14 protein-coding genes and 1 pseudogene are annotated in these 15,312 nt (G+C 67.2%); 7 read left to right on the forward strand and 8 right to left on the reverse strand.

Annotation, left to right across the window (positions count from 1 at the left end):
* Positions 1-98: 98 nt before the first annotated feature.
* A complete protein-coding gene (locus tag BLQ91_RS22610) occupies positions 99-1,082 on the reverse strand; it encodes an AraC family transcriptional regulator (RefSeq protein ID WP_090099512.1) in 984 nt (327 codons plus the stop codon).
* 126 nt (positions 1,083-1,208) lie between these two features.
* Between BLQ91_RS22610 and BLQ91_RS22615 the strand changes: the two genes are divergently transcribed.
* The 4 genes from BLQ91_RS22615 to BLQ91_RS22630 all read left to right on the forward strand — a co-directional run bounded on the left by BLQ91_RS22615 (position 1,209) and on the right by BLQ91_RS22630 (position 5,262).
* Positions 1,209-2,156: a quinone oxidoreductase family protein gene (locus BLQ91_RS22615; RefSeq protein WP_090099514.1), complete on the forward strand. Its 948-nt coding sequence runs from the start codon at positions 1,209-1,211 to the stop codon at positions 2,154-2,156.
* A 154-nt stretch (positions 2,157-2,310) separates the two neighbouring features.
* Complete coding sequence (locus tag BLQ91_RS22620) at positions 2,311-2,883, forward strand: GNAT family N-acetyltransferase (protein ID WP_090099516.1); 573 nt, start codon at positions 2,311-2,313, stop codon at positions 2,881-2,883.
* A 532-nt stretch (positions 2,884-3,415) separates the two neighbouring features.
* Entirely contained in the window at positions 3,416-4,618 is a 1,203-nt protein-coding gene (locus BLQ91_RS22625; RefSeq protein WP_090099518.1) for a sensor histidine kinase, read from the forward strand.
* Complete coding sequence (locus BLQ91_RS22630) at positions 4,606-5,262, forward strand: response regulator transcription factor (RefSeq protein ID WP_090099519.1); 657 nt, start codon at positions 4,606-4,608, stop codon at positions 5,260-5,262. Before BLQ91_RS22625 ends, BLQ91_RS22630 begins: the two co-directional genes overlap by 13 nt.
* A gap of 379 nt (positions 5,263-5,641) precedes the next feature.
* Here BLQ91_RS22630 and BLQ91_RS22635 read toward each other — a convergent pair whose 3' ends face one another.
* Positions 5,642-8,146 carry an ABC transporter permease gene (locus tag BLQ91_RS22635; RefSeq protein ID WP_090099521.1) on the reverse strand — a complete coding sequence of 835 codons (2,505 nt, stop codon included), beginning with the start codon at positions 8,144-8,146 and terminating at the stop codon, positions 5,642-5,644.
* 3 nt (positions 8,147-8,149) lie between these two features.
* On the reverse strand, positions 8,150-8,953 hold the full coding sequence (locus BLQ91_RS22640) for an ABC transporter ATP-binding protein (RefSeq protein ID WP_090099605.1): 804 nt from the start codon (positions 8,951-8,953) through the stop codon (positions 8,150-8,152).
* 1,481 nt (positions 8,954-10,434) lie between these two features.
* Between BLQ91_RS22640 and BLQ91_RS22645 the strand changes: the two genes are divergently transcribed.
* The 3 genes and pseudogenes from BLQ91_RS22645 to BLQ91_RS22655 all read left to right on the forward strand — a co-directional run bounded on the left by BLQ91_RS22645 (position 10,435) and on the right by BLQ91_RS22655 (position 12,856).
* Positions 10,435-10,638 carry a hypothetical protein gene (locus tag BLQ91_RS22645; protein WP_090099526.1) on the forward strand — a complete coding sequence of 68 codons (204 nt, stop codon included), beginning with the start codon at positions 10,435-10,437 and terminating at the stop codon, positions 10,636-10,638.
* Positions 10,639-11,004: 366 nt separating this feature from the next.
* Positions 11,005-11,850, forward strand: a complete 846-nt coding sequence (locus BLQ91_RS22650; protein WP_090099527.1) for a trimeric intracellular cation channel family protein — start codon at positions 11,005-11,007, stop codon at positions 11,848-11,850.
* 209 nt (positions 11,851-12,059) lie between these two features.
* Positions 12,060-12,856: pseudogene (locus BLQ91_RS22655) on the forward strand (IS5 family transposase).
* Between the two features lie 6 nt (positions 12,857-12,862).
* On the opposite strand, the gene BLQ91_RS22660 reads toward BLQ91_RS22655, so the two are convergent.
* Genes BLQ91_RS22660 through BLQ91_RS22675 form a run of 5 tightly spaced genes read right to left on the reverse strand, consistent with a single transcriptional unit; the run spans position 12,863 to position 15,240 of the window.
* A complete protein-coding gene (locus tag BLQ91_RS22660; protein ID WP_090099529.1) occupies positions 12,863-13,324 on the reverse strand; it encodes a hypothetical protein in 462 nt (153 codons plus the stop codon).
* Positions 13,321-13,629 carry a hypothetical protein gene (locus tag BLQ91_RS22665; RefSeq protein WP_090099531.1) on the reverse strand — a complete coding sequence of 103 codons (309 nt, stop codon included), beginning with the start codon at positions 13,627-13,629 and terminating at the stop codon, positions 13,321-13,323. Before BLQ91_RS22665 ends, BLQ91_RS22660 begins: the two co-directional genes overlap by 4 nt.
* Entirely contained in the window at positions 13,626-13,781 is a 156-nt protein-coding gene (locus BLQ91_RS41555) for a hypothetical protein (protein WP_176959906.1), read from the reverse strand. Before BLQ91_RS41555 ends, BLQ91_RS22665 begins: the two co-directional genes overlap by 4 nt.
* Positions 13,778-14,080, reverse strand: a complete 303-nt coding sequence (locus tag BLQ91_RS22670) for a hypothetical protein (RefSeq protein WP_090099533.1) — start codon at positions 14,078-14,080, stop codon at positions 13,778-13,780. Before BLQ91_RS22670 ends, BLQ91_RS41555 begins: the two co-directional genes overlap by 4 nt.
* Positions 14,077-15,240: an FAD-dependent oxidoreductase gene (locus BLQ91_RS22675; protein ID WP_090099535.1), complete on the reverse strand. Its 1,164-nt coding sequence runs from the start codon at positions 15,238-15,240 to the stop codon at positions 14,077-14,079. Before BLQ91_RS22675 ends, BLQ91_RS22670 begins: the two co-directional genes overlap by 4 nt.
* Between the last annotated feature and the right edge of the window lie 72 nt (positions 15,241-15,312).

Genomic DNA, 15,312 nt, shown 5'->3' on the forward strand with positions numbered 1-15,312 from the left:
GGGCGCAAAGCCATGTCCGTCAGATGGTCTGTGCAAGGTCACGTCCGGCTGCCGCCGGTCAGCAGCACGGCCAGTGGTGCTGCCACAAGCGGGAGGACTTACCCGACGGATGCGGTGGCGCCGGCCTTCCCACGGCTCTCACTGCCACGGCCGACGGGTAGCTCAGCGCGTCGGAACCGCCCAGGGGGCACGCCGAACGCTCTGCGAAAGGCGTTGGCGAAGGCGAACTCGGACCGGTAGCCGACCTGACCCGCGATGAGGGCGATGGGATTATCGGTTTCCCGCAGCAGTTGAGCGGCCATGCCCAGCCTCCAGTTCGTCAGGTAGACCAGCGGAGGCTGTCCAACCATGGAGGTGAACCTCCGGGTGAACGCGGTTCGGGACAGGCCGACCGTCTCACCGAGCTCCTGCACTGTCCACTTGCGACTGGGTTCCCGGTGCACGTGCTGAAGCGCCTCGGCGATCGCGGGGTCAGCCAGCGCGGCCCACCAGCCGGTATTGGCTGTTCGCTCGGGCTCCTCCTGCAGCCACGCACGGAGCGTGTAGATCACCACCAGGTCGATGAGCGCGGGCACCGCCGCGTCAGCACCGGGGAGTGCGTCCACCACATCGGCGGCCAGGAGGTCGACCGCCGCGCGTAGCGCCGGGTGCCGGCCGGCCCGCGCAGGCACGTGGACGACGTCCGGCAGCGCCCGCAGGAACGGGTGCAGCGGCCGGAGCTGCAACTCGTAGGCGCCGCACACCATGTCCGCGTGCGCCTCCGCGGGGTCGATCGGCACTTCCGCTCGCAAATTGGCTCCCGAGGGGAGTTTTTCCTCCCTCGGGAGATCGGCCAGTGGTCGATCCGGTCGCTCGCTCAACCCGTGCCCAGTGCCGTGCGGCAGGAGCACCACGTCGCCTGGACTGAGCGCCAACGGTGCCTGACCGGGCAGCAGAAGCCAACACGCACCACGGAGCAGCACGTGGAAGCCGGCGCCGGTGAAGTCGTCGAAGCTCCGTCCCCAGGCGCCGCTGCCGGAAGTGCGACAGAACGCCGGCCGCCCGGCCCGGATGCTGCCGATCACATCGCTGAACACGTCCACACCGGCAGCATAGGCACAATCGCGCAAAAATACGGCACATATGAGCATAGTGTGTGCTGACCCAAGCCTCATACAGTGGAACTGCGATCCAATCGGACGCAGTCCCACCGAGGAGAAACACTGATCATGAAGGCCGTTGTTCTGAAGGCATTCGGAGGCGCGGAGAACCTCGTCCTCGCCGACCTCCCCGATCCCCGGCCGCAAGCGGGAGAAGTGCTGGTCGAAGTCAAGGCGGCCGGTGTGGGACACGTCGACGTCATGTCCCGCCGAGGTGAGTTCGGTGGTTCTCCCGGTTCCGTACCAGGCCTTGAGGTGGCCGGTGTTGTCGTGGCGACCGGTGAGAACGTCGACGACGCGTGGGTCGGCCGCCGCGTCTACGCGATGCTGGACCAGACCGGTGGCGGCTATGCCGAGCTGGTCGCGGCAGACGTCGAGGCTGTCGTCGCTCTTCCCGACCAGGTCGGTGAAGCGGAAGCGGTTGCGCTCGGGTTCAACGCGCTGACCGCTTGGACGTCGCTCGAACGTGCCGGGGTACGCAAAGCAGACAAGGTTTTGGTCCGTGGTGCCGGAGGTGGAGTCGGGCTGATGGCGACCCTGCTGGGCATCCACCTCGGGGCCGCTGTGACGGCAGTGACGAGCTCCGCACTTCGCGGTGAACGGCTGGCGGCGCTGGGGGCGTCGACTGTCGTGAACCGTCTTGCCGACGCCCAAGCGTACGAGGAATACGACATCATCATCGACCCGGTCGGCGGCCCGGAGTTCGACCGCTTCCTGGAGAAGCTGGCTCCCAACGGCCGGTACGTGCTGTGCGGAGGAGCGGCGGGTTTCCCCACGCCGGACTTCGGCTCGACCCTGCTCGGCCGGTTCCCGGCCTCCCCGACCCTGCTCATGCTCAGCCTCTCCTCGATCAGCCGTGCAGAGCTCCGCGCACGCATGGAAAAGCTTTTGGAACTCGTCGCCGGCAGAACCGTTGCCAGTCTGATCGATGAAACGTTTCCTCTCGCAGCCGCAGCGCACGCGCATGAAAAACTCGAGTCCGGTGCCGCCTTCGGCAAGATCGTGCTCGTTCCTTGAAACCGATGCCGCGGTTTGCCGCCTTCGTCGGCTCACGCGAGGGCGCCGCCGGTTGACAGCAATGACAGATGATGCGGAGCTCTCGTCGGGAAGCTTTTCCGGGTACCACCACACGCTGGATGTCGCCGTTGCGAGGCGTTGAGGGAGGAGGTGCGTGTTGCAGACTGTGGACTTGGCAACCGTTGAGGTAGCGACCGAACGGTTCGAGCTGCGGCCGTGGCGGGAGAGTGACCTGGGTGTGCTGGCTGAGGCCGCGACCGACTCTTACATCACATCAATCACGACGGTTCCGGCCACGTACACGACCGAAGCGGGACATGGCTTCCTGCACCGGATGACGGAGCTGTCGGCCGACGGAATCACGGTGCCACGCGCGATCGCGGACCGCGTCACCGACACAGTCGTCGGACATATCAGCCTCCGCCTGCGCGATCTCGACCTCGGCCGGGTCGGGCTCGGCTATTGGGTTCTGCCGTCGGCGCGCGGCCGAGGTGTGGCCCGCGAGGCCGTGACCGGGCTTTCCAACTGGGCGTTCGACCGGCTCGGCAGCTGGCGCGTCGAGCTGTGCATCGAGCCGTGGAACGAACCGTCGAAGCAAGTGGCGCTCAGCGCAGGGTTCGTTCGGGAAGGCCTGCTGCGCAACTGGCAGGCCGTGGGTGGGCGACGGTCCGATGTGGAGATGTTCTCCCGCGTCCGACCGCTCGCATCCGGGTCGGACGACCGATAGGGCGGCTCGAGCCATCATCGGCTCGAGCCGCGGACTCCGTCGCACTTGTATCGCTGTGCGCGGAGAGGGACCCGGCCGCTGTTGCACCACTGGCCCATGTCCGGCGGCGGCCGGCTCCACCTACCGCCGCTGACGGCGAGCAGTTGCCGCCACGACCGCCGGGATTGTGCGGACGTAACAACGCACGGTGTCCTCCTCCGCTGCGCCGAGGGCGTTCGTGCTCGTCGGGCCGGGGCCGGCATCGCAGCCGCGGAGCGAAAGGTACAGCCTGCGCTACCAAGAACCACCTGCAGCCTGGGTCGCTCTGACCTGCGGACGACATTACGTTCTGCCTTGGAATCAACGATTTCATGCGGCTCGCGATTGTTCGGCGCCAGGCGTCGACGGCTGAGCACGTCCGTCCGACCTCTCGACGAAGACGACCTCGTGGCGGCGACCAGCCTGCCCTGATGGGTGGGCGATGGTGGGCAGGTCGACTCGGTCCGATGTGGAGTTGTGCTGATCGGATAGGGTCCAGGGCTCGGGAGGCGGAATGACACGGGTGTGGCGGCGCGTGTGGGCGTCGCTCGATGCCGTTGCGCGCCTGATAGGTGGCCTGGGCACGGCGTTGCTCGCAATGGCCGTCCTCATCTGGATCGGCGTGGTCGGGCTGCTCAGCTGCGTCGGTGCCGGCATCCTCCTGGTGCCCTCCGCCTTGCGTGTGCTGCGGGCGGTCGCGAACCGGGAACGGGCCCGGCTCGATGTTCTCGGCCCCGGCCCCGTGCCGCACCAGGTGCGCGCCGCGCTGCGCGACGTGACGGTGCGACGTGAGCTGGCATGGCTGCTGCTGCACGCCACAGCCGGCTTCGCCGCCGGGTTCATCGGGCTCTCGTTGCCGGTCGTGATGCTGCAAAACACGACGTACCCGTTCTGGTACCACCTGCTGCCGCCCGAGGACAACTCCCCCAGCTTCCTCTTCTGGACCATCACGGGTCCCTTGGCCGTCGGGGCCACCGGCGTGCTCTGCGGCGCCTTCATAGTCGCGCTCGGGCCTGCGCTCGTCCGAGCACAGGAGTGGCCGGGCCGGCACCTGCTGGCACCTCCCGCGGGCGCCGACCTCTCGTTGCGGGTCGTCGAGTTGACCGCTACCCGTGCCGCCGCTCTCGACGCGCACGCCGCCGAGTTGCGCCGCATCGAGCGGTCACTGCACGACGGCACGCAGAACCGGCTCGTCGCGGTGAATGTGCTGCTCGGCGCCGTGCGGCGGGCCGTGGACCGCGACCCCGCCGCGGCCCATGCCGCGCTGGACCGAGCTCAGGACGCTGCCGAACAGGCGCTTTCCGAGCTGCGTGCGGTGGCGCGCAGCATCCTGCCTCCGGTGCTGGCCGACCGAGGGCTCGCCGGTGCGCTTGACGGCCTCGCGAGCAGCTGCGGCGTGCCGTGTGAGTTGGTGGTGGACGTACCGGGCCGGTGCGCCGCCTCCGTCGAGGCCACCGCCTACTTCGTGATCGCCGAGGCCCTGTCCAACGTGACCAAGCACAGCGGCGCCGCGAACGCCATGGTTGAAGTGGCCAGGCAGGGCAACCGCCTGGCGCTGCAGATCAGCGACGACGGCCAAGGGGGCGCGGACGAAAGCAAAGGGTCGGGTCTGGCCGGTATCCGCCGGCGGATCGAGGCCTACGACGGGCGTTTCACCCTGGACAGCCCGGCCGGCGGGCCGACGACGATGCGAGTGGAGTTGCCGTGCGGATCGTGATCGCCGAGGACGACGCGTTGCTGCGTGAGGGTTTGGCGCTGTTGCTGCGCGCCGAGTCGCTCGACGTGGTGGCCACCGCGGACACGCCGGGGTCGTTCCTGACCGCGGTGGCCGAACACGAGCCGGACGTCGCCATCGTCGACGTGCGGATGCCGCCAACTCACACCGACGAGGGCATCGTGGCGGCCGTCGAGGCCCGCCGCCGGCAGCCGGGTCTCGCGGTGCTCGTGCTCTCGGCGCATGTGGAGCAGACGTTCGCCACCGAGCTGCTGGCCGCTGGCGCCGGCCGGCTCGGCTACATGCTGAAGGAACGAGTAGGGCGGGTCGACGAGTTCATGACCGCGCTGCACCGAGTGGCCAGCGGCGGCACCGCCGTGGACCCCGAAGTGGTGGGTCAGCTGCTGGCCCGCAACCCGCACACCAGCGCGCTGGGCCGGCTGAGCCCCAGGGAACGCGACGTGCTCGCGCTCATGGCCCAGGGACTCGGCAACACCGCCATCGCCGAGAAGCTCGTCATCACCGAAGGCGGAGTGCACAAGCACATCCGCAGCATCTTCGCGAAACTCGACCTCGCCCCCGACGACCGGGCCGACCGACGCGTCACCGCGGTCCTGCGCTACCTCAAGGGCACCGGACCGAAGTAACGACGATTCGTCGGCCACCGCGACGAGCGCAGAGCGGCGTTACGCCGCAGCGATCGACCGTTGCCTCTCCGGCCTCGAGCCGACTGGCTCGAAGCACCTCGGAGCATGAAGACGTGGCTGCGTTGTCCTGGCCGAGCGATTGGCTCCGTTGCTGCGAGTGCGAACCGAGCTCCACACCGATCGCGGACGCGGAGCGAAATCGGAGCGGGCGGTGAGTCGAACGACTTGGGCCTGTGGCGCAGGGGCTTCGAACACCGTCGTCAACGTCCACTTCGTCCAGACGCTTGACGACGACAACCGAAGGGCGTCCTCGCAGTGCGGACGCGCCCTTCGGTTGTCGTTCAACCGGATCGGGACGGTCTGCTGCCCCAGGCGATCGTTACTCCTTGACGCCGATACCGGCGATCGGCGGGATCCGGAGCAGTCTCGCGATGGGCAGGACGGTGGTGAGCAGGGCCAGTAGCGTCGTGCCGCCGACGATGAACACCCATCCCAGCGGAGGAACATAAGGAACGCTTTGCCCGGTGAGAGTGCGGACAACCGACACCAATGTGATCGCGGCGATGGCTCCACCGATCAGCAGAGAAACGCCGAGCAGGCCGGTTTGTTCCGCGTGAACCATTCTCTTCACCTGCTTGCGGGTGACGCCGACCAAGCGCAACAGAGCCAGTTCACGGCCACGGGTGAGGGCTGCCATGACCATGATGTTGGCGGCGGCCAAGGCGGCGTAGCCGACCATGATGCCGACCAGCAGCTTGTTCAACCAGGATCCCAGTTCCAGATCGTCGGCGAGCTGGTCGGTGAGGCCGGCCGTGCTCGTCACGGTGCTGCCGGGGTGCCGATCGGCGACGTCGGCCAGGGCGGTGGTGATGTCGGTGCCCGGTTCGCTGCGCACGAGGATCCGCTCGTAGCCGGTGGAGGCGGTGTGGCCCGCGATGACGTCCTTGGCGACGGTAGCGGCGGCGAAGCCCATGCCCCGGTCGTAGATCGCGACGATGCGCAGGGTGGCCGGTGTGCCGTCGCCGAGCCGCACCTCGACCTGCTCGCCGATCTCCCAACCGCTGGAATCGGCTTGCAAGGTCGACACCGCCATGGCGAGGCCGCGCAGGTCGGCCAAGCTGCCGCTGCGGACCCTGAGGTCCATCGTGAGCTCGGCGCCGTCCGGATCGATCGCCTGCACATCGCTGGCCTCCTCTCCCCCGGCGGGGATGATCGAGGTATTGCGCACTCCGGTGGCGGCCACCACACCGGGAATCCCGCGGATTTCCGCGAGGGCGGAGTCAGGCAGACCTGCAGCGGAGATCATGGCGGTTTGGGCTCGCATCCCGTCACGGCTCTGCGCAACGGCCGCTCGTTGCTGGTTGTCCTGGATGAACCAGATCGAGCCACCGAGGCCAACCGACAGCACCAGCGCGGTCAGCACGGTGACCATGCTCTGGGCATTGGCGCGCAGGTTCGCCGCGGCGAGGTAACCGCTGTCGCCCCACACCGCGCGCAGCACCGGACCGAGCAGCCGGGCGGCCACCCGGTTGATCCAGGGGGCGAGCAGGGCGACCGCGAGGACGAGCACGAACAACACGCCTATCGCGGTGCCGAGGGCAGCGTTCCCCTTCAGCGCAGTGGTGAGGGTGGTCAGGAAAATGCCACCGGCCAAGGCGACGAAGCCGGAGAACAAGCGGATCTTGCTGTTGCGGCGGGGTTCCACAGCGATCTCACCGAGCGCCTCCGTCGGGCGGATCAGCACCGTCCGACGGGCGGCGATCAGCGCGGCGCCCACCGCCACCGCTATCGTCGCCACCACCACCGCGACCGAGGTCAGCACACCGCCGCCAAACGGGAACGTGTCCGGGATGAACTTGTGGTCGACCAGTTCCCCGCGCAGCCATCGGATGGCGAACCAGCCCGAGGGCACGCCGATCACGACCGACAGCAGGCTGAGCAGCCCCACCTCGATGAGGACCAACCGGGTGATCTGGCCAGGGGTGGCGGCGACTGCCCGGAGCAAGGCGAGATCGCGTCGCCGGTGCCGGACCGCGAGGCCGATGGTTCCGGCCACGACGAACATCACCAGCAGCGCCACGTACCCGCCGAAGACAGTGCCGAGCTGGACCAGCATCCTGCCTGCCGCCGCATCCGCGGACTGTTCCAGCAACCCGCGCTCGGCGCCGGCGTAAGCCTTGACTCCGGCCTCGGTGGCCAACTCGCGTACGTCGGCGACCAGTGCGGCGCTGTCGGCACCTGGCTCAGCGATGACGCCGACAGCGTCGACCCGGCCCTGCCGCGGGTACACGGCCGCCGCGTGCTCGTCGGTGAAGAACACCGCAGGCAACGCGTCGGGGGCCGGCCGGGGGCCGGCATTGCGCACGAGGCCACTGATCCGGTAGACGCGTGCCGTCCCATTCACCAGGATCGGGACCTCGTCGCCGGGCGCTACCGAGCCGGCCAGGCGTTCATCCAGCGCGACTTCCTCGCCCGTCTTCGGTTCAGCACCCGAGACCAACTGGTGGGGGGTGAGCGCCGTGCTGCTCCACCCGTGCCCGGTGGCCCCGCCGTTCTCCACGATCACCGTCACCGACGTGTCCCCCACGACCGTGGCCACACCCGGTACCTGCCGGAGCCGTTCGACCATCGAGGCCGGGACGGTGCCCCCTTCAGGCAGCTCTACGGTGACCTGCTCCTCACCGGTCGTCGTGAGGGTGATGTCGCGATGGGCGACAACGACGTCTGTTGCGGCGTAGCGCTTCGGCGCGGCCTCGAACCGCATGCCGGACTCCACCAGAAGTCCGAACGACATCAAGAGCACCACTCCGGCCGTCAAGGCCAGCAGGGTGGCGACCGCACTGCCCTTGCGGTAGCGCAGCATCTTCGCGGCCAGCTTCAGCATCGGTCAGCGCTCCTGCGTCACGCGAGGGCGACGACCCAGCGACGCCAGGTGCTCCGCGATGCGCTCCGCACCCGGCTGCGGCATGTCGTGCACGATCCGGCCGTCGGCCAGCACCATCACACGATCCGCGTACGACGCCGCCACCGGGTCGTGCGTCACCATGATCACCGTCTGTCCCGCCTCGTCCACCACCGAACGCAGCAGGCTCAGCACCTCGCCCGCGGTCTGAGTGTCCAGCGCACCGGTCGGTTCATCGCAGAAGATGACCTCGGGGCGCGTCGCCAACGCCCGCGCGATCGCGACTCGCTGCTGCTGACCGCCGGACAGCTCCGACGGTCGATGCGCCAGCCGCTCGGTCAACCCGACCCGGTCGACGACCTGCCGCACCCACGTGGCATCGGCGCGTTTTCCCGACAACTGCAACGGCAACACGATGTTCTCCTGCACCGTCAACGCTCCGATGAGGTTGAACGCCTGGAAAACAAACCCGATCTTCGACCGCCGCAGCTTCGTCAGATCCGTCTCGGACAGTCGCGACAACTCCGTGTCACCGACCCACACCTGGCCGCCGGTCGGCTGGTCCAGTCCCGCCGCGGTCTGCAGCAACGTGCTCTTGCCCGAACCGGACGGCCCCATCACCGCGGTGAACGTGCCCCGCTCGAACATCGCGTCGACGCCCGCAAGTGCAGTCACCGCTTGCAGTTCCGTGCCGTAGACCTTCTTCAGGCCCTGTACCCGCACCGCCGACGCGGGATTGGCAACGCCCACACCAGAAGATCCATCAGTCTGTACATTATGGATTGACATCACAATATCCCGAGGTCCTGTTCTTCGATTCCCAGGACGGAACCGTAATGTCGCCCGTCGGCCGAAACGACCCAGGCTGCAGGCGGTTCTTGGTAGCGCAGGCTGCACCTGTCCGCTCCGCGGCGCCGACGTCGCCCCGGACCCGACGAACACGGACGCCATCGGTGTGACATCAGCCGCCGCGGTCTCAAGATCCGGCTGATCCAGTGCACCACGGCACTGGCGTCTTCGCCCATTGCTCGAACATCGATGCTCAGGGCTTCCGTGAGTCCAGCAAGGTTGGAAGCACGCAGGGCAGAGAGGCCAGCAGGCGGAGAACATCGTCCTCGCCCGGTCCAACACTTGCTGCTGACCCCTCAGCGGCAAGCAGAGACACAACAGTTCGTCAGCGGCCAGCACCCGCACCCCTGCTTGTTCGACCCGCTATCGTCCACATCGAACCGTTCATCCTGCTGCGGCGAAAGAGCTTTCGAAGCAGGTGGAGGCCGGCGGCAACTTCACGCCAATGAGACTGGGCAGCATCACGGAGGCGATCTGGTCGCGCTTGTGTCCGGACAAAGGGGCATGGGCCAATCCCAAGACGAGGTACAACCTGCTGTACCGAACCAAGGGCGGCTGCTGGGTGGGCAGGCAAAGTGACAGTACCTAAGTGGACCTGCGCGAAGCGCAACCCGATCCGCACGGCACCTACCTGCTGGCCAGCACGTTCCACGGGGACCTCGATATATCACACCTCCCCACGCTCACCATTCGCTGCCGCACCGATCTCCATCGCACGCACCGAACGGGGACGGAAGACACTGCGGGAAAATGCGCTGATGGCAGAGAGTGCCGGACAGCCTGTGCTGCAACGGTTTGACAGCGATGAAGCTTTGCTGGCACCGTTCGGCCGGACATGAGCAGGCGATGATCATCTGCTTGCTCAGCCGGTCCGTGGTCGACCTGAGACTTTCGCTACAAGCCGGAAAGAGGCAAGCGCGTCAACACACTCTCGGTCAATCCGAGCGCCGCGATGGTCCAAGACGGCAGGCTCATATCAGTTGCCTGATTGCACCGTCGACAGTGCTGACCACTCCTGGTGGCTACCAGCCGTGGCGGCCGCTCCCGAGCGAGCCGAGCAGCTCTGCTTCGAACTCGTCCTGCGCCGAACGCAGGAGTCACTGACTTCAGGCGATGACCGACGTGCTCAGTAGTCCGTTCCCTCACCTGGAAGGCGACGATGTACGAGGCAGCAGAGGTGTACTCACCGGCGTCTCTGCCAGCCTGGACCGCCTGTCCGCCCGTAGGCCCGCGCCGAGAGACACGTCATCCGCACCGGCCTCGACCTGACCGGTTCAGTCCGAGTGCGGCTTCACAGACGCTCCAGGCATCGGAAGCGGAACCATCGCACCAGTTCACGGGATCGAGTACAGCCTGCACTACCTGACAGCCGGAAGCCTGCGGTATGGCCGACGCTGTCGTACACAACTAACTTTCTTGTCATGAACAAGGAACTGAACTCCTCGCCCACCCGCGCCCGAGCGCTGCTCGTGGTGCTCCTGGTCAGCAGCATCGTGGCCAACGTCGCCACGCAAGCCTTCGGCTTGAGCTCCTACATCAGTGCCGTTTTCGGGATGATTGCCGTCGCTAGCGGTATCTCACTTTTCTCCAGCTACCGCAAGAACCGCGAGAATTCGCGGAACTGAAGCGTGTGCCGCGCGACAACTCATGGTTGCTGCGGATCATGTAGTCGCCCCCCGCACACGCGGAGAGAACAACCTGCAGTGCGTTGTCGACTGGCAGGAGGCCGGATCGCCCAACTCCGTGACGTTGGGAGTTACACCGAATATTTTACAGTTCCCGTCGTTCGCACCTACCGGCAAGAAAATTGCTGCCATGCGAAGAACCTTGCCCGACGGGGCAACTTTTAGGTGTCCCGGTGCCCCCTCCCGCAGAGGGCTGCTCGTAAGGCTGCGCGCTGTGGCCACACTGTTGGCGCATGGCGAGATCGCCGTCGGATCCTAATCTGCTTTCGGTAACTTACGCATTCTCGGACGGCTTGGGGTCGAACTGTGTTCGTGGTCATGGAAGTTTTGGGCATCTTGGCTTTCGCGCTCGCGGGCGCCATGGATGCTGCACGGTCGCGTCTGGACCTGTTCGGAATCGGCACGGCGGCGATCCTCACCGCGATCGGCGGTGGCGTGCTGCGAGACGTCCTCCTCGGGGTTGAGCCACCGATCGGGTTGCTGACGGCGTGGTACTTCGTGGCCAGCTTGGTGATAGCGGCGATTGTGGTCTTCTGGTACCCGCGGCTGTGCCGGTTCGACATGCCCGTGCAGTTCTGCGACGCGGTCGGACTGGCCATGTTCACCATCACCGGCGCGACCAGGGCGATGGAGCACGGTACGCCGGTCTACGTGGCCGGCATCATCGGCATGATCAATGCTGTCGGTGGTGGCCTGATGCGCGAGGTCCTGGTCATGAGAGTGCCGACGGTGCTGCACAAGGAGATCTACGCGTTGCCCGCGTTCGGTGGTGGGATCTTCGTAGGACTTGGGTTCACCCTGCATCTGTCCCCCGAGGTCGTGGCGGTGGTGACTGTGCAGATGGTGGTCATCGTGCGAATGTTGGCGGTGGTCCGAAAGTGGAACCTCCCAACGGCGCGGATTCCCCAGACCCGGAACGCGCCTTTACGCGAACGGCGGCCTGATCCAGTTCCGTCGGGGCTGGCCTTGCACAGACAGGAGGATGTCGAACGCACGCTCGAGATGTTTCCTGTCCTGCCCGGTAGGCAGGTCATCGGCCAACGAACGGCGCAGCATCCGCACGGCAACCGGGTCGCCCTGGGCGCGATGCCTCAAGCCCAGCCTCGTCGAACCGGCCGCCCGTATGACGGGCGGCCGAGGATGACCAAGTGATATGGGGTTTTCGCAGGACAACGATGCTGGATCCCATCACGGCTCCAAATTCCACAATCTGACGGACTGTGTGCTTTGCACGACCCGCAGCCGTTTCGACCACGACACGCGTTTCCTGCCTCTTAAAACTCCTAACACAATGATCTTGGAATACTGTTGATCATCGGTGTGTTGACCCTGGCGTGAGGAAGGGCGAGCAGCTTCCCTGGATCGTGTCCGACGAGTTGTGGGCGCGGATCGAGCCGCTGCTCCCGGTGGTCCCGCGCCGTGCCGACCATCCGGGCCGCAAGCGGCTGGATGACCGCAAGGTGTTGTGCGGCATCCTGTTCGTGCTCCACATCGGTATCCCGTGGGAGTTTCTGCCCCAGAAACTTGGCTTCAGCTTCGGTATGACCGCCTGGCGGCGGCTGCGGGACTGGCATCAGGCCGGCGTGGCAGCGGCTGCACGAGAACCTGCTCTCCGAGCTCAACGCCGCGGACGCGCTGGACTGGTCGCGGGCCGCGATCGACGGCTCGCACATCCGCGCCCTCAAAGGCGGCCCAAAACCGGGGCGAGCCCGGTCGACCGCGCCAGAACGGGCGCGAAGCACCACCTGATCACCGAAGGACACGGCATCCCGCTGGCCGTGTCGCTCACCGGCGGCAACTGCAACGACGTCACCCAGCTGTGCCGCTGATCGACCAGATCCCGCCGGTACGCGGCAAACGCGGCCGGCCCCGGTTCCGTCCTGACGCGTTATACGCCGACCGCGGCTACGACCACGACAAGTATCGCAACCTGGTCCGATCCAAGGGCATCACACCGGTGATCGCCCGCCGCGGCAGCGAACACGGCTCCGGCCTGGGCGTCTACCGCTGGGTCGTCGAGCAGACCTTCGCGCTGCTGCACTGGTTCCGCCGCCTGCGGACCCGCTGGGAGATCCGCGACGACATCCACGAAGCCTTCCTCAGCCTGGCCTGCGCGATCATCTGCTGGCGCCGACTCCGCAACCTCCCGTTGAGTTAGGAGTTCTTACAGCGTCCGGACGGGGATTCGCCAGATCCTGGCGTCGTGGGGCTCGTGCAGTCCCGCCTGGGTGACGTAGAGCGTCGATCCCCGGAGTTCCACGGCCGTGGGCCAGTTGAGGCCGTCGTCGTGGCCGAGGATCGTGGTGCGGCGCCCGTCCGGCCGGATGAGCCGCACCTCGTCGCTGCTGTTGGCCGCGGCGATGACCACGTCGGAGCGGTCGCCGGTGAACGTGAAGTCGTTGATGCCGGTGACGCCCGAGGCAACGACCGTCATCAGTCCCGGTTGCCCCGTTCCGGTGATCGGCACCTTCACCAGGGTGCCGTGAGCGGTGCTCGAAATCCACAGTTCGCCGCGGTGGTGCCGCACCCCGTTCGCCCCGAACCGATCCTTTTCCGTCGGTGCCAGGATCGGGTTCTCGAACCATTTCCGCGAGGTTCCCAGCCGGGCGTCCACGGCCCAGATCACGCCGGCGACGCTGTCGGCGACGTACAGGGTTCGGCCGTGCGGGTGCAGGGCCAGTCCATTGAGGAATGCGGCACCGGGCACCGCGGCGACACGTACGGGTTGTCCGGTGGCAGCTTCCAGACGCCGGCGCGCGCGGCGGTCGGCGAGTTGAGGTTGTAGTAGACGGTCCCGTCGTCGGCGCGCACGTTTCCGGTCAGCATCTCGCCGTTCTCGCCCCTGACGAGCGTCGTGACGGCGCCCGATCGCTGAAGGCGCACGAGCGAAGGCGGCTGCTGGGCGACCTTGCCCAGCATGGAGACGTTCACGGACCCGTCCGGTTGAAGGAGAGGTCTTCGGGGTTCTCCCCGGCGCTGTAGTCGAAGGCGATGGAGGGGCGGTGGACGTCGGACGCGGCCGCGACGGGAACTCCGATGAGTTGCGCCACCGCGGCGGCTGCGACCAAGAAGGTCACCCTCATGACGAACCCCAGGGGGCAGGCATGCGGGTGGCCGTGAACGGGACCGTCAGGAAAAGCGCTTTCGCTTTGCCCGTCATCGCGTCTCCGTCCAGTGCGGCAGCGCACTTGATCTTCGCTTTGAGGGGTGAGGTGATGGAAGCGGTGAAGGTGACCTCGGCACCCCGGAGCTTGCCCTCACTGATGGGACGGCCGTCGAAGTTGCCGTTCAGGGTTTCGCCCGCCGATCGCAGGACCAGTTCGACGGTTTCCTCGCCGCCCCCGGTGATCATGGTGAGCTGCCACGTTCCGTCGACGTTCATCGGTTGATTTCCTCCTTGAGCTCTCGCATCTTGTCGCCGCCCTCGTGGCTGTCGTCCCGGTCGAACAGGAAGCCGGCCGCGCCGTCGAGGGAGGTGGACCATTCCGCGGAGCGCGGCAGCATTGTCTCCTCGTAAGCGCGCACGGCCTCGCCCACCGTGTCGGCGCGGGTCAGGGCCAGGGCGAGTTCGTACGCGTCGAGCATCGCCAGGTTGACGCCGACGCCCACCGGCGGCATGAGGTGGGCGGCGTCGCCGAGCAGGGTCGCGGTCGGCGAGTGTTCCCAGGTGTGCGGCGCGGGCAGCACGAACAGGGGGCGGTCGACGTACGGGCCGTCGTTGTCGGCGATCATGCTGAGCAGCAGGGGCGACCAGCCGGCGAACTGGTCGAGCAGGTAAGCCCGGAGGCCGGCGGTGTCGTCGATGCTCAGCCCCGCCTCCGAGATCCAGTGCAGCGGGGCGCGCTGGACGATGTAGACCCGGATGTGGTCGCCGCTGTTGCGCTGAGCGGCCAGAGCGCGTTCGCCGTCCGTACCGGTCGCGAGGCCGTGGCCGACCAGCTCGGCGATGCCGGGATGACGCTTCTCGACGTCGTCGAAGTGGGCCTCCAGGAAGTTCACGCCGGTGTAGTGCGGTACCGCGGAGGAGATCGCCGGGCGTACCCGGGAGAACGCTCCGTCCGCGCCGATGACCAGGTCGGTCTCAACTATGCCGCCGTCGGAGAAGTGCAGCCGCCGAGGTCCGCCAGTGGGGCCGTCGACCGATTCGAGAGCGCGGCCCCATTGGACGGTGCCCGGCGCCAGGGAGTCGAGCAGCAGGTCACGCAGCGCGCCGCGGTCGATCTCCGGCTTGTACCGGTCGTCGGGCTCCGGCAGCTGGCGGAACACCACGTTGCCGTCGGTGTCGAAGCGCCTCATCTCTTGGCCCTCCGGGCGGGCGAGGGCGAAGAACTGGTCGAGCAGCCCGGCCTCGCGCAGCGCCAGCTGACCGTCATCGGCGTGCAGGTCGAGGCTGCCGCCCTGGTTGCGGGCGTGCACGCCGGCGTCGCGGTCGTAGACCGTGACCGGGATGCCGTGCCGCTGCAGGATCCGCGCGCACGTCAGGCCGCCGGGGCCGGCCCCGATGATGCTGATCCTGGCGTCGGCCTGTCTGGGGTTCGTCATCGCATCTTCCTCTCGTGGGTTCGTCGCCCCACCACGATAAACGGAACGATCCAAAATTTACAACCGTTCCAA

It is taken from the genome of Lentzea jiangxiensis, from assembly GCF_900104175.1.
GTDB classification, from domain to species: Bacteria; Actinomycetota; Actinomycetes; order Mycobacteriales; family Pseudonocardiaceae; genus Lentzea; species Lentzea jiangxiensis.

Bases quoted from the DNA above. Each gene is read 5' to 3' on its own strand.
- BLQ91_RS22615 (WP_090099514.1), top strand. From the start codon at position 1,209: ATGAAGGCCGTTGTTCTGAAGGCATTCGGAGGCGCGGAGAACCTCGTC.
- BLQ91_RS22625 (WP_090099518.1), top strand. From the start codon at position 3,416: ATGACACGGGTGTGGCGGCGCGTGTGGGCGTCGCTCGATGCCGTTGCG.
- BLQ91_RS22635 (WP_090099521.1), bottom strand. From the start codon at position 8,146: ATGCTGAAGCTGGCCGCGAAGATGCTGCGCTACCGCAAGGGCAGTGCG.
- BLQ91_RS22640 (WP_090099605.1), bottom strand. From the start codon at position 8,953: ATGTCAATCCATAATGTACAGACTGATGGATCTTCTGGTGTGGGCGTT.
- BLQ91_RS22645 (WP_090099526.1), top strand. From the start codon at position 10,435: ATGAACAAGGAACTGAACTCCTCGCCCACCCGCGCCCGAGCGCTGCTC.
- BLQ91_RS41555 (WP_176959906.1), bottom strand. From the start codon at position 13,781: ATGAGGGTGACCTTCTTGGTCGCAGCCGCCGCGGTGGCGCAACTCATC.
- BLQ91_RS22670 (WP_090099533.1), bottom strand. From the start codon at position 14,080: ATGAACGTCGACGGAACGTGGCAGCTCACCATGATCACCGGGGGCGGC.
- BLQ91_RS22675 (WP_090099535.1), bottom strand. From the start codon at position 15,240: ATGACGAACCCCAGACAGGCCGACGCCAGGATCAGCATCATCGGGGCC.